General features: G+C 62.2%; 15 protein-coding genes, 1 tRNA gene and 2 pseudogenes. 16 read left to right on the top strand and 2 right to left on the bottom strand.

Annotated elements, in window-relative coordinates; translation table 11 throughout:
• From NKI41_RS09360 to NKI41_RS09435, 16 genes and pseudogenes are all read left to right on the top strand, one after another.
• Positions 1 to 353, top strand: a 353-nt coding sequence (locus NKI41_RS09360) for an EF-Tu C-terminal domain-related protein (protein WP_502901199.1), incomplete at its 5' end; no start/stop codon positions are given.
• 158 nt (positions 354 to 511) lie between these two features.
• Complete coding sequence (locus NKI41_RS09365; protein ID WP_352682660.1) at positions 512 to 2,197, top strand: COG3904 family protein; 1,686 nt, start codon at positions 512 to 514, stop codon at positions 2,195 to 2,197.
• Between the two features lie 21 nt (positions 2,198 to 2,218).
• Positions 2,219 to 2,317, top strand: a pseudogene (locus NKI41_RS09370) (EF-Tu C-terminal domain-related protein); the annotation flags it as partial.
• 235 nt (positions 2,318 to 2,552) lie between these two features.
• Positions 2,553 to 4,229 (top strand): COG3904 family protein, encoded by a 1,677-nt coding sequence (locus tag NKI41_RS09375; protein WP_502901200.1) that lies wholly within the window; start codon positions 2,553 to 2,555, stop codon positions 4,227 to 4,229.
• Between the two features lie 103 nt (positions 4,230 to 4,332).
• Positions 4,333 to 4,815 carry a group II truncated hemoglobin gene (locus NKI41_RS09380; protein ID WP_352682662.1) on the top strand — a complete coding sequence of 161 codons (483 nt, stop codon included), beginning with the start codon at positions 4,333 to 4,335 and terminating at the stop codon, positions 4,813 to 4,815.
• Positions 4,816 to 4,960: 145 nt separating this feature from the next.
• The gene (locus tag NKI41_RS09385; protein WP_352682664.1) at positions 4,961 to 5,464 is read left to right on the top strand and encodes a hypothetical protein; all 504 of its coding nucleotides are present in this window, start codon (positions 4,961 to 4,963) and stop codon (positions 5,462 to 5,464) included.
• 77 nt (positions 5,465 to 5,541) lie between these two features.
• Positions 5,542 to 5,617 (top strand) — tRNA-Trp (locus NKI41_RS09390).
• Between the two features lie 362 nt (positions 5,618 to 5,979).
• Positions 5,980 to 6,183: a preprotein translocase subunit SecE gene (gene secE, locus NKI41_RS09395; RefSeq protein ID WP_023680439.1), complete on the top strand. Its 204-nt coding sequence runs from the start codon at positions 5,980 to 5,982 to the stop codon at positions 6,181 to 6,183.
• Between the two features lie 27 nt (positions 6,184 to 6,210).
• Positions 6,211 to 6,738, top strand: a complete 528-nt coding sequence (gene nusG / locus NKI41_RS09400) for a transcription termination/antitermination protein NusG (protein WP_006333333.1) — start codon at positions 6,211 to 6,213, stop codon at positions 6,736 to 6,738.
• Positions 6,739 to 6,898: 160 nt separating this feature from the next.
• A complete protein-coding gene (rplK, locus tag NKI41_RS09405) occupies positions 6,899 to 7,327 on the top strand; it encodes a 50S ribosomal protein L11 (protein ID WP_023680440.1) in 429 nt (142 codons plus the stop codon).
• Between the two features lie 4 nt (positions 7,328 to 7,331).
• On the top strand, positions 7,332 to 8,030 hold the full coding sequence (gene rplA, locus NKI41_RS09410; RefSeq protein WP_023680441.1) for a 50S ribosomal protein L1: 699 nt from the start codon (positions 7,332 to 7,334) through the stop codon (positions 8,028 to 8,030).
• A 392-nt stretch (positions 8,031 to 8,422) separates the two neighbouring features.
• Entirely contained in the window at positions 8,423 to 8,941 is a 519-nt protein-coding gene (rplJ, locus tag NKI41_RS09415; RefSeq protein ID WP_008875657.1) for a 50S ribosomal protein L10, read from the top strand.
• 54 nt (positions 8,942 to 8,995) lie between these two features.
• Positions 8,996 to 9,367, top strand: a pseudogene (gene rplL, locus NKI41_RS09420) (50S ribosomal protein L7/L12); the annotation flags it as partial.
• Positions 9,368 to 9,656: 289 nt separating this feature from the next.
• Positions 9,657 to 13,793 (top strand): DNA-directed RNA polymerase subunit beta, encoded by a 4,137-nt coding sequence (gene rpoB, locus NKI41_RS09425; protein WP_352682666.1) that lies wholly within the window; start codon positions 9,657 to 9,659, stop codon positions 13,791 to 13,793.
• A gap of 131 nt (positions 13,794 to 13,924) precedes the next feature.
• On the top strand, positions 13,925 to 18,121 hold the full coding sequence (gene rpoC / locus NKI41_RS09430; RefSeq protein ID WP_352643136.1) for a DNA-directed RNA polymerase subunit beta': 4,197 nt from the start codon (positions 13,925 to 13,927) through the stop codon (positions 18,119 to 18,121).
• A gap of 84 nt (positions 18,122 to 18,205) precedes the next feature.
• Positions 18,206 to 18,871: an O-methyltransferase gene (locus NKI41_RS09435; RefSeq protein ID WP_352474774.1), complete on the top strand. Its 666-nt coding sequence runs from the start codon at positions 18,206 to 18,208 to the stop codon at positions 18,869 to 18,871.
• Between the two features lie 48 nt (positions 18,872 to 18,919).
• On the opposite strand, the gene NKI41_RS09440 is transcribed toward NKI41_RS09435, so the two are convergent.
• Positions 18,920 to 19,849 carry a Gfo/Idh/MocA family protein gene (locus NKI41_RS09440; RefSeq protein ID WP_352682668.1) on the bottom strand — a complete coding sequence of 310 codons (930 nt, stop codon included), beginning with the start codon at positions 19,847 to 19,849 and terminating at the stop codon, positions 18,920 to 18,922.
• Between the two features lie 123 nt (positions 19,850 to 19,972).
• Complete coding sequence (locus NKI41_RS09445) at positions 19,973 to 20,254, bottom strand: transcriptional regulator (protein ID WP_023680447.1); 282 nt, start codon at positions 20,252 to 20,254, stop codon at positions 19,973 to 19,975.
• Between the last annotated feature and the right edge of the window lie 69 nt (positions 20,255 to 20,323).

The raw sequence follows: 20,323 nt of genomic DNA on the forward strand, positions 1-20,323 counted from the left end.
TGCTGCGCGGTGTCGACCGTGAAGGCGTCGAGCGCGGCCAGGTCCTGGCCAAGCCCGGCACCGTCAAGCCGCACAAGAAGTTCGTTGCCGAAGCCTACATCCTGACCAAGGACGAGGGCGGCCGCCACACGCCGTTCTTCACCAACTACCGTCCGCAGTTCTATTTCCGCACGACGGACGTGACCGGCATCGTGTCGCTGCCGGAAGGCACCGAGATGGTGATGCCGGGCGACAACATCACCGTCGATGTCGAGCTGATCGTGCCGATCGCCATGGAAGAGAAGCTGCGCTTCGCTATCCGTGAAGGCGGCCGCACCGTCGGTGCCGGCATCGTCGTCACCATCAAAGAGTAGTCGCCGGCGCTGCCGGTTGAGATCGGATGCAAAGGGGCGGTCTTCGGGCCGCCCTTTTGATTCTGATATTCTGGCAATGGATTAACCGCATTGCTTCAAATCCTGTTGCAAGCGCCTCTGCCATAACTAGTATAGGTTGCATCGAGGGGGCTGCCCGAATGGTTCCATGGCGCCGTTTGCATAGTCAGGCCTGGTGGTCGCTAGGGCTGATCTGCCTGGTGTCGTTGCTTGCCATGGGCCACGCTGCCTTCGCAGCGGATGCAAAGAAATCCACGCCGGAAAAATCCGCGCCGGATTTCGGCCCGACGATGCGGTTCGTCGTCGTGCGCAGCAGCGCGCCGGGCTGCGAGCCGACCTGTCCGGAATGGATATCGGCGGAAGGCTCGATAGAAGCCGGCACGCCGGCCCTGTTCAAACGCGCGCTGAAAGCGCTTGGCGGCCGAAAGCTGCCGATCGTCGTCGATTCCCCCGGCGGCAATGTCGAAGCGGCGCTGACACTTGGTCGCCTGATCCGCAAGAACAAGCTCGATATCGCCGTCGGCAAAACCCGCTTCGTCGGCTGTCTGCCAGATGTGAAGAACTGCAAGGAAAACGACGGCAAGAGCGCCCGTTATTTTGGCAATGCTTATGCCGATGGCGCCATCTGCAATTCCGCCTGTCCGTTGATGTTTTCCGGCGGCATCCGGCGCGTGGTAGGCGAATGGGCCTTTCTCGGCGTCCATCAGATCACCACGACCTATATCCGGACGAAATTGCTGTACCGCACCACCTACCGCACGGTGAAGGGCAAGAAGAAGATTCTCAGCACCAAGGTCGTCAGCCGAAAGAACGCCGGCAGCTACAAGACCTATGAGATGAACAAGCCGCTGGAGCGGAAGCTGGCGGCCTATCTGAAGGAGATGGGCGTCGGCCTGGGTGTGCTCGAGACCATGAAAAGCACACCGGCCAGCGGTATCCAGCAATTGGCTCCCTACGACATGCTGCAAATGAATCTCGTTACCAGCCGGGATGCCGTCGACCTGCTGACCGCGCCAATCCTATGCACGTCCGATCCGTTGCCGGCGAGTTGCAGGGAGGTGCCGGCGCCGGCGAATATCACGAAGCCGGCCGGCGAAGTGGTGGCGAAAGCCGAGCCTGCACCCGCAGGGCTCGAAACCCCGCGGCCGAAGGAGGTCGCAGACATGCGCTTCGTCCTGGTCCGCGGCAGCAACCCGCTTTGCAATCCCAACTGCCCGGAATGGATCTCGGCCGAAGGCGCAATTACCGCTGACACGCCCGAAAAATTGCGCCAACTGCTCGACAGCGTCGGCGACCGGCGCCTGCCCATCGTTATCAACTCGCCGGGTGGTGATGTGCTCGGTGCTTTGGCGGCCGGAAGGCTGATCCGCGAACGCAAGCTCGACGTCGCTGTGGCGCGGACGGATTTCATTGGCTGCGAGCCGCGGCAGGCCGACTGCACGGCCGAAGACGGCGTCTACAACGGGCTGACGGTCGATGCCGGCGGCGGTTGCGGCTCGGCCTGTCCGATCATGCTCGCCGGCGGTGTCAAACGCCTGGTCGGCCCGCGTGCACAGTTGAGCGTGCATTCGATAGGGCAGGAGCAAAAGGTCAAGGCCTATCTCGAGGACATGGCCATCGGCCCCGGTCTGTTTACCGCAATTCAGCTGTATTCAGTCGAACGGCAGCTCGAACTCGACAGGATGCTGAAATACGGGCTGACAACCGGGCATCAATCGGCAGACGAATTGACAGGCCCCGGCATCTGCAGATCGGAGCCACGGCCGGAAAACTGCCGCGAAGCCTCGGGCGCCAAGGCTCAGGCCAGCACGCCGGTCAAATCGTAACGCGGACATGATGGCCGCGAGCTGATCGTGCCGATCGCCATGGAAGAGAAGCTGCGCTTCGCCATCCGTGAAGGCGGCCGGACCGTCGGTGCCAGCATCGTCGTCACCATCAAAGAGTAATCGCCGGCGCTGCCGGTTGAGATCGGATGCAAAGGGGCGGTCTTCGGGCCACCCTTTTTGATTCTGATATTCTGGCAATGGATTAACCGCATTGCTTCAAATCCTGTTGCAAGCGCCTCTGCCATAACTAGTATAGGTTGCATCGAGGGGCTTTGCAAACGTGGTTCCGGGACGACGTTCAGACAGTGGGGCAAAGTGGTGGCGCGGGCTGGTTCGCCTGGCGCCGGTGGTCACAATGGCGATGGCTGCGTTCGCCGCCAAGGCCGAGGATGTGTTCCCGAAGACATGGCAGACACTATCCCATCCGCAGACATTGTCCGATCCGCAGACTTGGGCCGATCCGAAGATATTCTCCGATGATCTCTCACCGATGCGATTCGTCGTCGTGCGCAGCAGCGCGACTGGCTGCGAACCCAACTGTCCGGAATGGATCTCGGCCGAAGGCGCAATCGAAGCCGGCACGCCGACTCTGCTTAAGCGTATATTGAAGAAGCTCGGCCGCCGCCAACTGCCGATCATCGTCAATTCCCCGGGCGGTAATGTCGAAGCGGCGATCCAGCTTGGCCGAATAATTCGCAAGAACAAGCTCGATATCGCCGTCGGAGCGACCAGGTTTTCCGGTTGTTGGCCAGGGATGAAGGACTGCCGGGCCAATGACGGCAAGGCCTCCGCCTATTTCGGCAATCCTTATGCCAGCGGCGCCATCTGCAATTCCGCCTGTCCGTTGATGTTTGCCGGCGGTGTCCGGCGCGTGGTCGGCGGTTGGGCCTTTCTAGGAGTCCACCAGATCACCACTACATACCGGCGCGAACAGGTATATTACCGCACCACCTACAGAATTGTGCATGGCAGGAAGAAGGTTATCGGCACCAAGGTTATCAGCCGCACGGATGCCGGCAGCTATAAGACTTATGAGATGAGCAAAGCGGTTGAGAGGAGGCTCTCGGCCTATCTGAGGGAGATGGGTGTCGGGCGGGGCGTGCTGGACAGAATGAAGGCCACGCCCGCCAGTGACATCCGGCAGATCGCCCTCGGCGACATGCGGCAAATGAATCTGGTCACCAGCTTCGATTCGGTCGATCTGCTGACGCTGCCGACCATCTGCAACGCTGATCCTGTTCCCGCGAGTTGCAGGGAAGTGCCGACGCCGGCAGATGAAGCCGCCGACGTCGTGGCGAGCGCCCAAGCCGCCCCGGCTGCAGCGGTCGAGCCGGAAAGCCCGACGGCGAAGAACTTTGCTGACATGCGCTTCGTTCTGGTCCGCGGCAGCAATCCGCTGTGCAATCCCAATTGCCCGGAATGGATCTCGGCGGAAGGCACGATTACCGCTCACACGGCCGAAAAACTGCGCCAGCTGCTTGACGGCATCGGCAACCGGCGCCTGCCCATCGTCATCAGTTCGCCGGGCGGTGACGTGCTTGGCGCTCTCGCCGCCGGAAGGCTGATCCGCGAACGTAAACTCGACATAGCGGTAGCGCGGACGGACTTCATCGGCTGCGACCCGCGGCAGGCCGACTGCGCCGCCGAAGACGGCGTCTATAGCGGGCTCACGGTCGATGTCGGCGGCGAGTGCGGCTCGGCCTGCCCGATCATGCTCGCCGGAGGTATCAAACGGCTGGTCGGCCCACGTGCACAGTTGAGCGTGCATTCGATGGGCTTCGAGCAGCGGGTCAAGGCCTATCTCGAGGACATGACTGTCGGACCCGGCATCTTTTCGGCGATGCAATCGGCGCAATACTCGCGCTACCGGCAGCTTGAACCAGAGATGATGCTGAAAGTCGGGCTGACGACCGGGCCTGGATCCGCGGACGAATTGACCGGGCCTGGCATCTGCAGATCGGAGCCACGGCCGGAAAACTGCCGCGAAGCCTCGGGCGCCAAGGCTCAGGCCAGCACGCCGGTCAAATCGTAACGCGGGCATTGCGGCCGACTGCCCATCGAGGCAGGTTGAGCGGCGCTCGATGTTTCCGCTATCGTCCAGCGCGGTTGAAGACCAGCATCGGAGGGATCGCGAAATGAGCCAGGATGTCCCGACATTGTTTGAATGGGCAGGCGGCACCGAAGCGTTGAACCGCCTGACCCAAACCTTCTACGACAACGTCTCTCGGGACCCCATCGTCGGGCCGGTGTTCAAACATATGTCGCCGGACCATCCCGCTCACGTCGCGGCTTTCATCGGCGAAGTTTTTGGTGGACCGAAAACCTACAGCGAAAAGCACGGCGGCCATCGCGAGATGGTGATGCACCATCTCGGCAAGCATCTGACCGAGGAGCAGCGCCGGCGCTGGATCAACCTTCTCGCGGACGCCGCCGACGAGGTCGGGCTGCCTGACGATCCCGAATTCCGCTCGGCCTTCATGGGCTATCTTGAATGGGGATCGCGGCTGGCCAGGATGAACTCCAACAAGGGCCCGACCTGCGATCCCGAGGCGGAACCAATGCCGGCCTGGGGTTGGGGGGTGCCGGGCGGCCCATACAAGGCGCCTTCGGGAGACTGACCGGGGCGCAAATCGGTCGAAAACCCTGCCGCCAGGACCCGATTTGCGGGAAATGAGTGGCGGTGAATGGTTCGGTCCGCCAGGCTGGAACGGTTTGAGGCCGCCGTGGCTGGCGGGGGCCGCGCTGAAAAACCGGAGGCCTGCGATGGGATCGGACAGCAAAGCAAATTCTGACCGCAACCGCGGAATCCGAAATCCGTTTGGCGTCATGGACGTCCCCACTCCCGACGACGAGGAGGTGTCGGCGTTCGCCGCCGGCTTGAAACTGGAGGGAACTCCAAGCGATGAAAATGCCGAGGCATGGGGCACCGACCGCGACCGCGACCGCAACGACACCATCGAAGGCAGCTGGTCCAGCCGATGGAACGGCGGTGCCGATCCCACGATCCCGGGCGATAGCAAGCATAAATGGAAGTCCGGCCGGGGCGAGGTGAAGACGGCGGGAGAGAGGGTTTACCTGCTGTTCGATTGGCATGATGGCGTGCGCAAGGGGCTCATCGATGCGCGGCGCGAGGGTGCGAAAGGGCTGGTTGGAAAATACATCAATCTGACCGACCCGAAAATCGTGCGTCCCTGGGTCGGCTTGATCGTCAGCAATCAACGGATCGACGGGAAATGGCCGGGAGGACGCCTGGACTTTCGAAGATGAAGGCCGGGTAGCGCACGTCGCTCTTTACAGAGCGCGCGGAAGCTTTTAGGAAGCGCCTGCTGCGCCGACATGCGCATACGGGCATAGCTCAGTTGGTAGAGCGGCGGTCTCCAAAACCGCAGGTCGTAGGTTCGAGCCCTGCTGCCCGTGCCATTCTTTGAATGGATACCTAAAACGATTCTTTTGCAGTGCGGCTTTGAAAATCGGCTTGTGACTTGCCATATGGCATAAGTTGCGGCATAAGGGCCGCATAGCCGGGACGGGACGACTGGATGGTTCCGAGGCGGCGTTTGGCCATAAAGCGGACACTTGCCACTTGCGTGGATCAAGAATCGGTTTTATGTAGACGAGACAGACACGCGACGCGTGGAGCTGGGAAGCCGGCTTTACGCGTCTGATTTGCATGGGCGAAATGATTGCGCTGATTCGGCGCGAACGCACGCTCAAGCGGCACGTCCCGGCCAGCGGGATCATCCAGGAGGCCCGGCCAACGGGTCTTGCAGACAGAGCGGCATATGGCTTCGAAAACCACAAATCCCTTCACCTTTCTCCAGCAGGTTCGCGCGGAGACCGCCAAGGTCACTTGGCCGTCGCGGCGCGAAACGATGATCTCGACGGTGATGGTCCTTGTGTTCGCGGTCATCGCGATGATCTTTTTCTTTACCGCAGACGTGGCCATGGGCTTTGCGGTCGAAAAAATCCTCGGCCTCGGACAGTAAGTCCGGCGATTACGGAGAAGTCTTGAAATGACCGCGCGGTGGTACATCGTCCACGCCTACTCGAACTTTGAAAAGAAGGTCGCCGAGGACATTGAGAACAAGGCCAAGCAGAAGGGCCTGTCCGCCGACATCGAGCAGATCGTGGTGCCGACCGAGAAGGTCGTCGAGATCCGCCGCGGCCGCAAGGTCGATGCCGAGCGCAAGTTCTTTCCGGGCTATGTGCTGCTGAAAGCCAATCTGACCGACGCCGTGTTCTCGCTCGTCAAGAACACGCCGAAGGTCACGGGTTTCCTGGGCGACTCCAAGCCGGTGCCGATCACCGAAGCCGAGGCCCAGCGTATCCTGAACCAGGTTCAGGAGGGCGTCGAGCGGCCGAAGCCGTCGGTGACGTTCGAGATCGGCGAAGCGATCCGCGTTTCGGATGGACCATTCGCGTCCTTCAACGGTTTCGTCCAGGAAGTGGACGAGGAGCGGGCGCGGCTCAAGGTGGAAGTTTCGATCTTCGGGCGCGCCGTGCCGGTCGATCTGGAATTCGGACAGGTCGAGAAGGGCTGATCCGAAATCCCTGCACCGGTTTCGGCGGCAGGGAAGGCGGCGCGGAGATCGCGCGGCCAAAAACGGGTGGGAGGCGAATGCGGCTTTAGCCGGCCGCGCGGACCGCACCACCAGACTGCAACCGCCGGCAAGACCGGCATGAGAAAAGGCAGGAAGAGAGATGGCTAAGAAAATTGCAGGCCAGCTCAAGCTCCAGGTTTCCGCGGGATCGGCCACGCCGTCGCCCCCGATCGGCCCGGCGCTTGGTCAGCGTGGCATCAACATCATGGAGTTCTGCAAGGCGTTCAACGCGCAGACCCAGGAAATGGAAAAGGGCTCGCCGGTTCCGGTCGTCATCACCTACTACCAGGACAAGTCGTTCACCTTCGTCATGAAGACGCCGCCGGTGAGCTACTTCCTGAAGAAGGCTGCGAACCTGAAGTCGGGCTCGAAGGAGCCGGGCAAGGTCAAGGCCGGCACGATCGGCCGCGACAAGGTGCGCGCCATCGCCGAGCAGAAGATGAAGGATCTGAACGCAAACGACGTCGAGGCGGCCATGCGCATGGTCGAGGGCTCCGCCCGCTCGATGGGTCTGGAAGTGGTGGGCTGAGATCATGGCAAAGATTGCAAAGCGTGTATCGAAGACCCGCGAAGGCATCGATCCCAACAAGGCTTACGCTTTGGGTGAGGCGCTGAAGCTGCTCAAGGATCGCTCCTCAGTGAAGTTCGACGAGACGATCGAAGTCGCGATGAACCTCGGCGTCGACCCGCGCCATGCCGACCAGATGGTCCGCGGCGTGGTCAATCTGCCGAACGGCACCGGCCGCAGCGTTCGCGTCGCCGTCTTTGCGCGTGGCGACAAGGCCGAGGAGGCCAAGGCCGCTGGCGCCGACATCGTCGGAGCCGAGGATCTGGTCGACATCGTCCAGAAGGGCACGATCGACTTCGACCGCTGCATCGCCACGCCGGACATGATGCCGCTGGTCGGCCGTCTCGGCAAGGTGCTCGGTCCGCGCGGCATGATGCCGAACCCGAAGGTCGGCACCGTCACCACCGACGTTACCGCCGCCGTCAAGGCATCGAAGGGCGGCGCCGTCGAGTTCCGCGTCGAGAAGGCCGGCATCGTTCACGCCGGCGTCGGCAAGGTCTCGTTCGACGTCAAGGCGCTGGAAGAAAACGTCCGCGCCTTCGCTGACGCGGTGACCAGGGCAAAGCCGGCTGGTGCCAAGGGCAACTACGTCAAGAAGGTGTCGGTCACCTCGACGATGGGCCCGGGCCTCAAGCTCGACGTCTCGACGCTCGCAGCGTCCTGATACGAACAATTGGATCGGCCGCTAAAGCGCTGATCCGTGAAAGAATTCCGGGCCTCCGACCTGTCGGCGGCCCGGTACCGGAAGTCGAAAGGCTTCCGGACATCCTGTCCGAGATTGTAGGCGGCCCCCAAGCCTTAGGTGATGTGGGCCTTAATTCATGCGGGCCTGCATGAGACGGGTGAAGACCGGACAAAGGAGCCACAAGCTCCAATGAAAGGTTCGAACCGTGTTTGCCTTTTGTCTGCGCACCGTCCGGCTTGCCGGCAGGTGTGGCGAAAGGGGGCAGGATCCTCGAGCGTCGTTCGGGAGATCCGTTACTGGATGGCCCGGCCGGCAAAAGGCAACCCGACGCCTGTCCTTCGTAGAGGGCAGGGGTCAACTGGAGATAGGCAGTGGACAGAGCGGAAAAACGCGAACTCGTCACGGGCCTGAATGATGCGTTTTCAAGCGCTGGTTCAGTCGTCGTGGCCCACTACGCCGGTATCACCGTCGCGCAAATGAACGACCTTCGGTCGAAAATGCGCGCCGCCGGTGGCACCGTCAAAGTCGCGAAGAACCGTCTCGCCAAAATCGCTCTTCAGGGCACGGACTCCGCATCGATCATCGAACTGTTCAAGGGACAGACGCTGATCGCCTATTCGGAGGATCCGATTGCGGCGCCGAAGGTCGCGTCCGATTTCGCCAAGGGAAATGACAAGCTCGTCATTCTCGGCGGCGCAATGGGCACCACCTCGCTCAATGCCGACGGTGTAAAGGCACTCGCCACACTTCCGTCGCTCGATGAGCTGCGCGCCAGGCTGGTTGGCATGATCGCCACGCCGGCAACCCGGATCGCCCAGATCGTCAATGCGCCTGCGGCTTCGGTCGCGCGCGTCATCGGCGCTTACGCCCGGAAGGACGAGGCGGCATGAGGCCGTTCCTCGCTATCACAAACACACGTTCGAACCTTATGAAGGAACATTGCAATGGCTGATCTGGCAAAGATCGTAGACGACCTTTCGAAGCTGACCGTCCTCGAGGCGGCCGAGCTGTCGAAGCTTCTTGAAGAAAAGTGGGGCGTTTCCGCCGCTGCTCCGGTGGCGGTTGCCGCTGCCGGCGGTGCTGCGGCCGCTGCTGCTCCGGTCGAGGAAAAGACGGAATTCGACGTCGTCCTCACCGAGGCAGGCGCTCAGAAGATCAACGTCATCAAGGAAGTTCGCGCCATCACCGGTCTTGGCCTCAAGGAAGCCAAGGACCTGGTCGAGGCGGCTCCGAAGCCGGTCAAGGAAGCCGTTTCCAAGGCCGACGCGGACAAGTTCAAGGCCCAGCTGGAAGCAGCCGGCGCCAAGGTCGAACTTATTTACGCTTTGAGTCCGGGCGGACGGGGTCGCGCCGCCCGCCACTCCTTTCGCGTCGAAGGGAGGCTGCGTAACGCGAAGAGTGCGAAAACCTCTTTCCTGAGGGCCGCAAACAGGCCTTCAGGAAACGGGTTTTCTCCCGTTTCTGGCCCGCCGCCAATTGGCGCCGGGTGAAAAGACAAGAAGCCGCCGACAGGCGGTGGGCAACAAGACAGGGCCGCCAAGGTGGCCCGAGATGCAAGGCGAGCCGCGGCGAGGCTCGTCCCGAGAATTGAGCTAAGGAGCGACGATGGCCCAGACCCAGACTTTCAATGGCCGCAGACGCGTACGCAAGTTTTTCGGAAAGATCCCGGAAGTTGCGGAGATGCCGAACCTGATCGAGGTTCAGAAGGCATCCTATGACCAGTTCCTGATGGTGGAGGAGCCCAAGGGTGGGCGTCCTGACGAGGGACTGCAGGCAGTTTTCAAGTCGGTCTTCCCGATTTCCGATTTTTCCGGCTCCTCGATGCTGGAATTTGTGAAGTATGAGTTCGAGGGACCGAAATTCGACGTTGACGAATGCCGTCAGCGCGACCTGACCTATGCGGCGCCGCTCAAGGTGACGCTGCGCCTCATCGTGTTCGATATCGACGAGGATACCGGCGCCAAGTCGATCAAGGACATCAAGGAGCAGGACGTCTACATGGGCGACATGCCGCTCATGACCTTGAACGGCACCTTCATCGTCAACGGCACCGAGCGCGTCATCGTCTCGCAGATGCACCGTTCGCCAGGCGTCTTCTTCGACCATGACAAGGGCAAGTCGCACTCGTCCGGCAAGCTCCTGTTTGCCGCGCGCGTCATTCCCTATCGCGGTTCGTGGCTCGACATCGAGTTCGATAGCAAGGACGTCGTGCATGCCCGCATCGATCGCCGCCGCAAGATCCCGGTGACGTCGCTGCTGATGGCGCTCGGCATGGACGGCGAAGAGATCCTGTCGACCTTCTACAACAAGATCACCTACAAGCGCGCCGGCGACCATTGGCGCATCCCGTTCAACGTCGACCGTTTCCGCGGCCTCAAGGCCGTTGGTGACCTGGTCGACGCCGACACCGGCGAAGTCGTCGTCGAGGCCGGCAAGAAGATCACCGCCCGCCAGGCCAGGGCGCTTGGCGAAAAGGGTCTCAAGGCGATCAAGGCGACCGACGAGGATCTGCTCGGCAACTACCTTGCCGAGGATATTGTCAACTACGGGACCGGCGAGATCTTCCTCGAAGCCGGTGACGAGATCGACGAAAAGACGCTGAAAGTGCTGCTTGGCACCGGTGACGATGAGATCAAGGTCCTCGACATCGACCACGTCAACGTCGGCGCCTACATCCGCAACACGCTCAACGTCGACAAGAACGAGAGCCGCCAGGACGCGCTGTTCGACATCTACCGCGTCATGCGCCCCGGCGAGCCGCCGACGCTGGAAACCGCTGAGGCCATGTTCAACTCGCTGTTCTTCGACAGCGAGCGCTATGATCTGTCGGCCGTTGGCCGCGTCAAGATGAACATGCGCCTCGAGCTCAAGGCCGAGGATACCGTGCGCGTGCTGCGCAAGGACGACATCCTGGCCGTGGTCAAGACGCTCGTCGAACTGCGCGACGGCAAGGGCGAGATTGACGACATCGACAATCTCGGCAACCGCCGCGTGCGTTCGGTCGGCGAGCTGATGGAGAACCAGTACCGCGTCGGCCTGCTGCGCATGGAGCGCGCGATCAAGGAACGCATGTCCTCGATCGAGATCGACACGGTGATGCCGCAGGACCTGATCAACGCCAAGCCGGCGGCTGCCGCCGTGCGCGAGTTCTTCGGTTCCTCGCAGCTGTCGCAGTTCATGGATCAGACCAACCCGCTTTCGGAGATCACCCACAAGCGCCGTCTTTCGGCGCTTGGACCGGGCGGTCTGACCCGCGAGCGTGCCGGTTTCGAAGTGCGCGACGTGCACCCGACGCATTACGGCCGCATCTGCCCGATCGAGACGCCGGAAGGCCCGAACATCGGCCTGATCAACTCGCTTGCGACCTTCGCGCGCGTCAACAAATACGGCTTCATCGAGAGCCCGTACCGCAAGATCGTCAATGGCAAGCTGACCAATGAGGTCGTTTACCTCTCGGCTATGGAAGAGGCCAAGCACCACGTCGCGCAGGCCAATGCCGAGCTCGACAAGAATGGTCATTTCGTCGACGAATTCGTCATTTGCCGCAACGCCGGCGAAGTGATGATGGCGCCGCGCGAAAACGTCGATCTGATGGACGTGTCGCCGAAGCAGATGGTGTCGGTGGCCGCGGCCCTGATCCCGTTCCTGGAGAACGATGACGCCAACCGTGCGCTGATGGGCTCGAACATGCAGCGTCAGGCCGTGCCGCTGGTGCGCGCCGAAGCGCCGTTCGTCGGCACCGGCATGGAGCCGATCGTCGCCCGTGACTCGGGCGCCGCCATCGGCGCCCGCCGCGGCGGCATCGTCGACCAGGTGGACGCGACGCGTATCGTCATCCGCGCCACGGAAGATCTCGATCCCGGCAAGTCCGGCGTCGATATCTACCGGCTGATGAAGTTCCAGCGTTCGAACCAGAACACCTGCATCAACCAGCGTCCGCTGGTGCGCATGGGCGACCGGGTCAACAAGGGCGACATCATCGCCGACGGCCCGTCGACCGAGCTCGGCGATCTGGCCCTCGGCCGTAACGTGCTGGTCGCGTTCATGCCGTGGAACGGCTACAACTACGAGGATTCCATCCTCCTGTCCGAGCGCATCGTCGCCGACGACGTCTTCACCTCGATCCACATCGAGGAGTTCGAAGTCATGGCCCGCGACACCAAGCTGGGGCCGGAGGAGATCACGCGCGACATTCCCAACGTCTCGGAAGAAGCGCTGAAGAACCTCGATGAGGCCGGCATCGTCTACATCGGTGCGGAAGTGCAGCCGGGCGACATCCTGGTCGGCAAGATCACGCCGAAGGGCGAAAGCCCGATGACGCCAGAAGAAAAGCTGCTGCGCGCCATCTTCGGTGAAAAGGCCTCGGACGTGCGCGACACCTCGATGCGCATGCCTCCGGGAACCTTCGGCACCGTCGTCGAAGTGCGTGTCTTCAACCGCCACGGCGTCGAGAAGGACGAACGCGCCATGGCGATCGAGCGCGAGGAGATCGAACGCCTCGCCAAGGACCGCGACGACGAGCAGGCGATCCTCGACCGCAACGTCTATTCGCGTCTTTCCGACGTTCTCGTCGGCAAGGAAGCGATTGCCGGGCCGAAGGGCTTCAAGAAGGGCTCGAAGCTGTCGAAGGACACGCTCGACGAGTATCCGCGTTCGCAGTGGTGGCAGTTTGCCGTGGAGAACGAAAAGCTCCAGAGCGAACTGGAAGCCCTGCGTGGCCAGTACGACGATTCCAAGAAGGCGCTCGAGCAGCGCTTCATGGACAAGGTCGAGAAGGTGCAGCGCGGCGACGAGATGCCTCCGGGCGTCATGAAGATGGTCAAGGTCTTCGTGGCCGTGAAGCGCAAGATGCAGCCCGGCGACAAGATGGCCGGCCGACACGGCAACAAGGGTGTCGTGTCGCGGATCGTTCCGGTCGAGGACATGCCTTTCCTCGAGGACGGCACGCATGCCGACATCGTGCTCAACCCGCTGGGTGTGCCGTCGCGCATGAATGTCGGCCAGATTCTGGAAACGCACCTGGGCTGGGCCTGCGCCGGAATGGGCAGGAAGATCGGCGATCTGATCGATGCGTACAAGACAGCGGGCGACATCAAGCCGCTGCGCAAGACGCTCGAGAGCTTCATGCCGGCCAACGACCGCAACGAGCCGGTCCGCGAATATGACGACGAGAGCATCGTTCGCCTCAGCGAGCAGATGCGCCGCGGCGTCTCCATCGCGACACCGGTGTTCGACGGCGCGCACGAGGCCGACATCAACATCATGCTGGAGCAGGCGGGCCTGCACACCAGCGGTCAGTCGCAGCTCTATGACGGACGCACCGGCGAGCCGTTCGATCGCAAAGTGACGATGGGCTACATATATATGCTCAAGCTTCACCACCTTGTGGACGACAAGATCCACGCGCGTTCGATCGGTCCGTACTCGCTCGTTACCCAGCAGCCGCTGGGCGGCAAGGCGCAGTTCGGTGGTCAGCGCTTCGGCGAGATGGAGGTCTGGGCGCTCGAAGCGTACGGCGCCGCCTACACGCTGCAGGAGATGCTGACGGTGAAGTCGGATGACGTCGCCGGCCGCACCAAGGTCTACGAGGCGATCGTCAGAGGCGACGACACATTCGAGGCCGGCATCCCCGAGAGCTTCAACGTTCTCGTCAAGGAAATGCGGTCTCTCGGCCTCAATGTCGAGCTGGAGAACACCAAGCTCGACGACAACCCGATCCGGCTGCCCGACGCGGCCGAGTAAGCAAGACGTCCGGCCGCGGTCTTCCCGCGACCGGACGCACCAAATTCTCGGCCGATGGCCGATCAAGTCGGCGGGCGTTTGGCCCGCGCTAGATGCAAGGGGTTTTCGAGGACCCCGAAAAGGAGAACGGCATGAACCAAGAGGTCATGAATCTCTTCAACCCCCAGGCGCCTGCGCAGGTGTTCGATTCCATCCGGATCTCGCTTGCCAGCCCTGAGAAGATTCTGTCCTGGTCGTTCGGCGAGATCAAGAAGCCGGAGACCATCAACTACCGCACCTTCAAGCCGGAGCGTGACGGCCTGTTCTGCGCGCGCATTTTTGGTCCGATCAAGGACTATGAGTGCCTGTGCGGCAAGTACAAGCGCATGAAATACAAGGGCGTCATCTGCGAGAAGTGCGGCGTCGAAGTCACGCTGTCGCGCGTCCGCCGCGAGCGCATGGGCCATATCGAGCTGGCGGCACCGGTCGCCCACATCTGGTTCCTGAAGTCGCTGCCGTCGCGCATCGGCACGCTGCTCGACATGACGCTGAAGGACATCGAGCGGGTCCTCTACTTCGAGAACTACATCGTTACCGAACCCGGCCTCACCGCGCTGAAGGAGCACCAGCTGCTCAGCGAGGAAGAGTACATGATGGCCGTCGACGAGTATGGCGAGGATTCGTTCACCGCCATGATCGGCGCCGAGGCGATCCACGACCTTCTGGCCGGCATGGACCTCGAGAAGATCGCCGGCGATCTGCGTTCTGAGCTGGCTTCGACCACCTCCGAGCTCAAGCATAAGAAGTACCTGAAGCGGCTCAAGGTCGTCGAGAACTTCATGGAATCCGGCAACCGTCCGGAATGGATGATCATGAAGGTGGTTCCGGTGATCCCGCCGGATCTGCGCCCGCTTGTCCCGCTGGACGGCGGCCGTTTCGCCACGTCGGATCTGAACGACCTCTATCGCCGCGTCATCAACCGCAACAACCGCTTGAAGCGGCTGATCGAGCTGCGCGCGCCCGGCATCATCGTGCGCAATGAAAAGCGCATGCTGCAGGAAGCCGTCGATGCGCTGTTCGACAACGGCCGCCGCGGCCGCGTCATCACCGGCGCCAACAAGCGTCCGCTGAAGTCGCTGTCCGACATGCTGAAGGGCAAGCAGGGCCGGTTCCGCCAGAACCTGCTCGGCAAGCGCGTCGACTATTCCGGCCGCTCGGTCATCGTCACCGGTCCGGAGCTCAAGCTCCACCAGTGCGGCCTGCCGAAGAAGATGGCGCTCGAACTGTTCAAGCCCTTCATCTACGCCCGTCTCGACGCCAAGGGCTACTCCTCGACCGTCAAGCAGGCGAAGAAGCTGGTCGAGAAGGAGCGTCCGGAGGTCTGGGATATCCTCGACGAGGTCATCCGCGAGCATCCGGTGCTGCTGAACCGCGCACCGACGCTGCACCGCCTCGGTATCCAGGCGTTCGAGCCGATCCTGATCGAAGGCAAGGCGATCCAGCTTCACCCGCTGGTCTGCACGGCCTTCAACGCCGATTTCGACGGCGACCAGATGGCGGTCCACGTGCCGCTGTCGCTGGAAGCGCAGCTCGAAGCCCGCGTGCTGATGATGTCGACCAACAACATCCTGCACCCGGCTTCCGGCGCGCCGATCATCGTGCCGTCGCAGGACATGGTTCTCGGTCTCTACTATCTCTCGATCGTCAATCAGAACGAGCCGGGCGAGGGCATGGTGTTTGCCGACATGGGCGAACTCCAGCACGCGCTCGAGACCAAGGCGGTGACGCTGCATGCCAAGATCAAGGGGCGCTTCCGCACGGTCGACGCCGACGGCAAGGTCGTGTCGAAGATCTACGACACCACGCCTGGCCGCATGATCATCGGCGAGCTGCTGCCGAAGAACCACAACGTGCCCTACGAGACCGCCAACCAGGAGATGACCAAGAAGAACATCTCCAAAATGATCGACACCGTCTATCGCCATTGCGGTCAGAAGGAGACGGTCATTTTCTGCGATCGCATCATGGCCCTCGGCTTTAGCCATGCCTGCCGCGCCGGCATTTCGTTCGGCAAGGACGACATGCTGATCCCGGACGCCAAGATCAAGCTGGTCTCCGACACCGAGGCTTTGGCCAAGGAGTACGAGCAGCAGTACAATGACGGTCTGATCACCCAGGGCGAGAAGTACAACAAGGTCGTCGACGCCTGGGCCAAGTGCTCGGAAAAGGTCGCCGACGAAATGATGGCCCGCATCAAGGCGGTCGAGTTCGAGGACAACGGCCGTCAGAAGCCGATGAACTCGATCTACATGATGTCGCACTCCGGTGCGCGCGGCTCGCCCACCCAGATGCGCCAGCTCGCCGGCATGCGCGGCCTGATGGCCAAGCCTAGCGGTGAAATCATCGAGACGCCGATCATCTCGAACTTCAAGGAAGGCCTCACCGTGCTCGAGTACTTCAACTCGACCCACGGCGCCCGCAAGGGGCTGGCCGACACTGCCTTGAAGACGGCGAACTCGGGTTACCTGACGCGTCGTCTCGTCGACGTGGCGCAGGACTGCATCGTCAACTCGCTCGACTGCGGCACCGACAAGGGCCTCACCATGCAGCCGATCGTCGATGCCGGTCAGGTCGTCGCTTCGGTTGGCCAGCGCGTTCTCGGCCGCACCTCGCTCGACGACATCACCCACCCGGTCACCGGCGAGGTTCTGGTCAAGGCCGGAACGCTGATGGACGAGCGTGACGTGGAACTGATCGAAAAGGCCGGCGTGCAGTCGGTTCGCATCCGTTCGGCGCTGACCTGCGAGGTCAGGGTCGGCGTCTGCGCGGTCTGCTACGGCCGCGATCTGGCCCGCGGCACGCCCGTCAACCAGGGCGAGGCTGTCGGCGTCATCGCGGCGCAGTCGATCGGCGAGCCGGGCACCCAGCTCACCATGCGTACCTTCCACATGGGCGGCACGGCGCAGGTGGTGGATTCCTCGTTCCTTGAAGCCTCCTATGAGGGCAAGGTCGAGATCCGCAACCGCAACGTGGTGCGCAACTCCGACGGCCAGCTGATGGTCATGGGCCGCAACATGGCGGTGCTGATCCTCGACGAAGCCGGCAAGGAACGCGCCACGCACCGCGTCACCTACGGTTCGCGCATCTTCGTCGACGATGGCGACAAGGTGAAGCGCGGCCAGCGTATCGCCGAGTGGGATCCTTATACCCGCCCGATCCTCACCGAAATCGAGGGCAGGGTGGCATTCGAGGATCTGGTCGATGGCATTTCCGTTCAGGAAACCGCCGACGAATCGACCGGCATCACCAAGCGCGAGGTCATCGACTGGCGTTCGACGCCACGCGGCAACGACCTCAAGCCGGCGATCGTCGTCCAGGATGCCAAGGGCAAGGTCGGCAAGCTGTCGAAGGGCGGCGACGCCCGCTTCCTGCTCTCGGTCGAGGCCATTCTTTCGGTCGAGCCGGGCGCACAGGTTCGCCCCGGCGACGTGCTGGCGCGTATCCCGATGGAAAGCGCCAAGACCAAGGACATCACCGGCGGTCTGCCGCGTGTTGCCGAACTGTTCGAGGCACGCCGTCCGAAGGATCACGCCATCATCGCCGAGATCGATGGCACGATCCGCTTCGGCCGCGACTACAAGAATAAGCGCCGTATCATCATCGAGCCGCATGACTCGACGCTTGAGCCGGTCGAATACCTGATCCCGAAGGGCAAGCCGTTCCATCTCCAGGACGGCGACGTCATCGAGAAGGGCGACTACATCCTCGACGGCAATCCGGCGCCGCACGACATCCTGGCGATCAAGGGCGTGGAGGCGCTTGCCTCCTACCTCGTCAACGAAATCCAGGAGGTCTACCGACTGCAGGGCGTGTCGATCAACGACAAGCACATCGAGGTGATCGTTCGCCAGATGCTGCAGAAGGTCGAGATCACCACGCAGGGCGATTCGACCTACATTCCGGGCGACCACGTCGACGTGATCGAGTTGGAAGAGGTCAATGAGCGCCTGGTCGAGGAAGGCAAGAAGCCGGCCGAAGGTCAGCCGGTGCTGCTCGGCATCACCAAGGCCTCGCTGCAGACGCCGTCCTTCATCTCCGCCGCTTCCTTCCAGGAGACGACGAGGGTGCTGACCGAAGCTGCGGTTGCCGGCAAGACCGACATGCTGCAGGGGCTGAAGGAAAACGTCATCGTCGGCCGGCTGATCCCGGCCGGTACCGGCGGTACGATGAGCCAGATCCGGCGCATCGCCACCTCGCGCGACGAGTTGATCATCGACGAGCGCCGCAAGGCGTCCGGCGTCGAGGTCGCCGAGCCGATGCTGACCGACATGGTTAACGCCGCGCAGTAAGCGCGCAAGCAAGAGAAGATAGAAAAGGGGCCTAAGTGGCCCCTTTTCGCATTTTGGTTCCTCATTCGGATGGGAGAAGAAACGATGAGCAGGAAGATTTGGGCTTCTGTCGACGACTACATTGTCGAAGCTCTTTTCGAGGCGGATCCCGCTCTTGATGCCGTTCTGGCGGCCAACCATGATCAGGGCCTGCCGCCTATCGACGTTTCCCCGGCACAAGGCAAGCTGCTCTCACTTCTTGCGCGAATGCAGGGAGCGAGGAAGGTACTCGAAATCGGCACATTGGGCGGTTATTCGACAATCTGGATGGCGCGAGCATTGCCGATGGACGGCAAGGTCGTGACGCTCGAGCTTGATCCGCACCACGCCAGTGTCGCGCGGTCGAACTTTGAACGGGCAGGGGTGTCTGACCGTGTGGAACTGCGGGTCGGACCGGCGCTTCAATCGCTTGCGGCCTTAGGCGCCGAGAATGCCGGGCCGTTCGACTTCATCTTCATCGACGCCGACAAGCCGAACAACCCGCACTATCTGTCCTGGGCCATGCGTCTTTCGAGGCCGGGGACCGTCATCGTCTGCGACAATGTCATCCGTGACGGCGCGGTGGTGAATGAAGATGGTCGCGATGCCAATGTCGAAGGGGCACGCGCGGCGTTCTCGTTCATCGGCAGCGACAAACGTCTGGAAGGCACCGCGATCCAGACTGTTGGCGCCAAGGGCTATGACGGCTTTGCAATAGCGATCGTTAATTGAATTTGTGCGGTGCGCCGGCCGGACCTGCGATCCGGCGGCGCCCACTGATCAATCGAAAAACGCCTCCACCACATTGCGCTTGCCGAGCATGAAGGCGTCGGCGACGTGCTGCAGGGGCGCGAGATCGACGTCGGAGGTGCCGGCGCGCACGATCTCGGCGAAGCGCTTGTAGAGCATCGGATATTCGGCTTCCGGCTCCTCGTGAACGACGCGGCCATCGATGGCAAGCTTTGAGCCGCCGCCAGAAAGCACCATCGATCCTGCCTCGGTATCGGCCAGGATGTCCCAGCTTTGCGGGCCGGTCTGACGCCAATCGAGTTCCATCGTCACCGGCAGACCGTTCGACGTGCGGAAGGCGATATGGGCGGCGATGGGGGCCGCGCGGTTTTCGGGGAAATCGAGTTCTGCCGAGCTGATGAACATCGGCGGCAGGATGTGGGTAGCGATCGACAGGGCGTTGATGCCGGGATCGAACACGCCAAAGCCGCCGGGAGCCCAGATCCATTCCTGATTCGGATGCCAGCGGCGCACGTCTTCTTTCCAATTGATGGCGGCCGACCTGATCGTTGTCGATCCAAGGAATGCGCGCGCAGCTTCGACAGCCGGCGCATAGCGTGAATGCCAGCTGGCGAACAGGCAGACGCCGTTCGCTGTCGCCAGCGCCTTCAGGTCTTCGACCTCGCTGACCGTGGCGCCGGGCGGCTTTTCCAGGAAAACATGCTTTTTCGCCGCCAGCGCCAAGCGCGCGGCGTCGTAACGAAACTGCGGCGGCATGCACAGCGACACCGCCTCGAGCTCCGGCGTTGCGTCGAGCATCGCCTCGATCGTCGGGAAGTTCGGGATGTCCTCGACTTTGCCATGGCGGCTGGCTGCAGCAACCAGGCGATAATCTTGGTCCTTCGCCAGCGCCGGCAGATGCTGGTCACGGACGATCTTCCCCACGCCGACGATGCCGAGCTTGATGGGATTAGAGGACATGGGAGCTCCGCAGGTTGAGTGTGCTTGGTTTTGCCAGAGGTCGCTTCTTAGCAGAGAACTTGTGCCGGGCAAGTCGCCGGGCTTTGTCGCCGGCCCGTGAGATCGACCGCGATTCAGATCTCTTCAGATCGGCACATCGAACGTCACGATCGACACTTCGCCTTCGAGCGCGCCCTGATAGGCGGACAGATGCGGCTCCTCGTCCGGCACGCCGTCCATGTCGCCGATCTGATCGAGCTCTGCCTCGGCATAACCTTCGGCGGCAAGCGATTCGAGAGCGCGGCGCACCGCCGAATCGTCGTCCGGCGCGACCAACATCACATGCACGCCTTCCGGCTTGCCGCCTTTGCGCTTCCACACCCGCCCGGTAATAATGGTGACCGGGCGCTCCTCATTGTCATTCACGGGTTCGTACCTCCGGGCGAGGGGTTTTGGGCTGTTCATGCCGCCTTTTCGCACGAAGCACGGCCTGGA

Source organism: Mesorhizobium sp. M0601 (assembly GCF_040320845.1).
Lineage (GTDB): Bacteria > Pseudomonadota > Alphaproteobacteria > Rhizobiales > Rhizobiaceae > Mesorhizobium.

What these genes read in the sequence shown, in the direction of transcription:
- NKI41_RS09385 (WP_352682664.1), top strand. Translation starts at nt 4,961, where the DNA reads ATGGGATCGGACAGCAAAGCAAATTCTGACCGCAACCGCGGAATCCGA.
- secE (WP_023680439.1), top strand. Translation starts at nt 5,980, where the DNA reads ATGGCTTCGAAAACCACAAATCCCTTCACCTTTCTCCAGCAGGTTCGC.
- nusG (WP_006333333.1), top strand. Translation starts at nt 6,211, where the DNA reads ATGACCGCGCGGTGGTACATCGTCCACGCCTACTCGAACTTTGAAAAG.
- rpoC (WP_352643136.1), top strand. Translation starts at nt 13,925, where the DNA reads ATGAACCAAGAGGTCATGAATCTCTTCAACCCCCAGGCGCCTGCGCAG.
- rplK (WP_023680440.1), top strand. Translation starts at nt 6,899, where the DNA reads ATGGCTAAGAAAATTGCAGGCCAGCTCAAGCTCCAGGTTTCCGCGGGA.
- rplA (WP_023680441.1), top strand. Translation starts at nt 7,332, where the DNA reads ATGGCAAAGATTGCAAAGCGTGTATCGAAGACCCGCGAAGGCATCGAT.
- NKI41_RS09365 (WP_352682660.1), top strand. Translation starts at nt 512, where the DNA reads ATGGTTCCATGGCGCCGTTTGCATAGTCAGGCCTGGTGGTCGCTAGGG.
- rpoB (WP_352682666.1), top strand. Translation starts at nt 9,657, where the DNA reads ATGGCCCAGACCCAGACTTTCAATGGCCGCAGACGCGTACGCAAGTTT.
- NKI41_RS09380 (WP_352682662.1), top strand. Translation starts at nt 4,333, where the DNA reads ATGAGCCAGGATGTCCCGACATTGTTTGAATGGGCAGGCGGCACCGAA.
- NKI41_RS09440 (WP_352682668.1), bottom strand. Translation starts at nt 19,849, where the DNA reads ATGTCCTCTAATCCCATCAAGCTCGGCATCGTCGGCGTGGGGAAGATC.
- NKI41_RS09435 (WP_352474774.1), top strand. Translation starts at nt 18,206, where the DNA reads ATGAGCAGGAAGATTTGGGCTTCTGTCGACGACTACATTGTCGAAGCT.
- NKI41_RS09375 (WP_502901200.1), top strand. Translation starts at nt 2,553, where the DNA reads ATGGCGATGGCTGCGTTCGCCGCCAAGGCCGAGGATGTGTTCCCGAAG.